Annotated in this window: 1 protein-coding gene and 1 pseudogene; both read right to left on the minus strand. The window is 70.9% G+C overall.

Annotation, left to right across the window (positions count from 1 at the left end; all coding sequences use genetic code 11):
- Positions 1 to 626 (minus strand): annotated as a pseudogene (locus U9980_RS16065) (malic enzyme-like protein); the annotation flags it as partial.
- Positions 620 to 2,272, minus strand: coding sequence for a SulP family inorganic anion transporter (locus U9980_RS16070; protein WP_416210291.1), 1,653 nt, complete (start codon positions 2,270 to 2,272; stop codon positions 620 to 622). The gene U9980_RS16070 and the pseudogene U9980_RS16065, both read right to left, overlap by 7 nt.
- Between the last annotated feature and the right edge of the window lie 4 nt (positions 2,273 to 2,276).

Genomic DNA, 2,276 nt, shown 5'->3' on the forward strand with positions numbered 1-2,276 from the left:
ACGAGGACGGTCGCGGCGAAGCCCGGAGCCAACATCCGGATGACGGTCGCGAGCTCGTCGGCGCCGCGCGTGGCGACCGGCAGCGGAATGACGTCCAGGCCGGTTGCCCGCTGCAGGTGGACGGCCTGGGACTCGACCGCCGGCAGAGCCGTCTCGGCGGGCATCGGCTCGAAGTCCAGGACGGCACTGGCGTCGGTGAGCAGCGCAATCCGCCGGGAGCGGCCCGTGTAGCGGTCGGTATGGCGTGGATGGGCGGCGAGATGGGTGATCACCCGGCGGTCGGCGTCAGCGTCCAGCAGCGCGACGTCATGACCGGTGGTGACGGCCGCACGCACCTGCTGGGCGAGCTTGCCCGTGGAGGCGGTCGCGAAGACGAGGTCTTCGGCGTGGAACAGGTCGGTGCCCAGGCGGCGGCGCAGCGCGGCGGTCAGCCAGGTCAGGGTGCGTGCACTGTCCGCATCTAGGATGATACGGTGCGCACCGTCCGGGTCGGGTTCGTCCGCCTGAACGGTGACGGTACCGGGCGCGTCGGCGATGACCGACTGGACCTCGCTCACCGCCCGGGCCGGGACACGGATCTGGATGCTGTACGCGGGATTCACTCCGGTCGGGCTGGGAATCAGCATGTCCCCTCCACCTGCGGCTGGGAGAGCGCCGCACGCGGATTCGACAACACATCCGGCGCCAGGAGCAGGGCGTGCGCGATCGCGGCGGGGGTGTCGGGAAACAGCAGCCCGTCGCGGCGCAGGTGCTCGGCGACGCCGAAGGTGGACAGCACCTGCTGATGACCGGGCCTGATACCGGACAACAGGACGCAGATGCCACGGCGTTCCAGTTTGGTGATCACATCCTTGAGGACCAGGGCTCCGGTGGAGTCGATCGCAGTGACGCGGGACATCCGCAGGATGACGACCAGGACATCGGCCACGTCGGTGAGTTCCAGGAGGAAGCGGTGCGCGGCGGCGAAGAACACCGGCCCGTCGATGCGGTATGCCACGATGTGCCGCGCGAGCAGGGCCTGTTCTTCTGCGTGGTGGTCGGTTGGTGACAGGCCGTCGTCCAGGGCGACCTGTTCGACCCGCGCGGCCCTGGCAACCTGGCGTAGCGCCAACGCTCCGGCCACGACCAGGCCGGCTATCACTGCGACGACCAGGTCCAGCGCCAGGGTGGCCAGCGCTGTCAGCACCAGTACCGCGGCGTCGCCCCGGTCCGCACGCGCCAGCACCCGAACCGAGCCGACTTCGACCATGCGTACGGCCGTAGCCAGCAGCACCCCGGCAAGCGCCGCCAGCGGGATGCGTCCGACCAGGGGGGCCGCGGCGAACACGATGACCGCGAGCGCGACCGCATGGGTGAGGGCGGCCAGTCGGGACACCGCGCCGGAACGGACGTTGACCGCGGTGCGGGCGATCGCAGCGGTGGCGGGAACCCCGCCGAACAGCGGCGCGGCCAGGTTGGCCACGCCCTGACCGAACAACTCCCGGTCCGGGTCATGGCGATCGGACACGCTCATCGCATCCGCCACCGTCGCCGACAGCAGTGACTCCAGCGCGGCGAGTGCGGCGACCGCGACCACCGAAGGCAGCAGTCCCGGCACTGCGGAAGGGTCCAGGAAGCCCAGCGAGGGGGTGGGTAGCCCGGCCGGCAGGTGGCCGATGCGCGCCACCGGCAGGTGCGCGGCCTGCGCTGCGACGGTTGTCGCGACAACCGCGACGAGGGAGAAGGGCACCGTCGGCCGCCACCGGCCCCCGGCCAGCATGACCGCGATGACCGTGCCGGCCAGGACCACGGCCGCCCAGTGCGGATGTCCGGCGAAGTCGATGACGGCACGTGCGGCCACCACGACGACCTTGTCCCCGGGTGGGGCCTTCACCCCGAACGCCGCGGGTACCTGTTGGAGGGCGATGACGGCGGCGATCCCCACGGTGAAACCCTCCACCACCGGCGCCGGCACATAGCGCATGTAGCCGCCGACCTTCGCCAATGCGAGGGTCACCAGCAGCAACCCCGCCAGCAGCCCGACGGTGAGCACTCCGCTGGGACCGTAGGTGTGGACAATCGGTACCAACACCACGGTCATAGCGCCGGTTGGTCCCGAGACCTGCAGATTGGATCCGCCGAAGATCGCGGCAAGGGCGCCCGCGACCACTGCGGTGGCAAGTCCCGCCTGGGCACCGAGCCCGGAGGAGATCCCGAACCCCAACGCCAGGGGTAGGGCCACCACCGCCACGGTAAGTCCGGCGAGCAGGTCCTTACGTGGCGAGCGGCCCATCGAG

This window comes from Protofrankia sp. Cr1 (assembly GCF_963555865.1).
Taxonomy (GTDB): domain Bacteria; phylum Actinomycetota; class Actinomycetes; order Frankiales; family Frankiaceae; genus Protofrankia.

Coding starts and splice junctions, on each gene's coding strand:
- U9980_RS16070 (WP_416210291.1), bottom strand. CDS start 2,272: ATGGGCCGCTCGCCACGTAAGGACCTGCTCGCCGGACTTACCGTGGCG.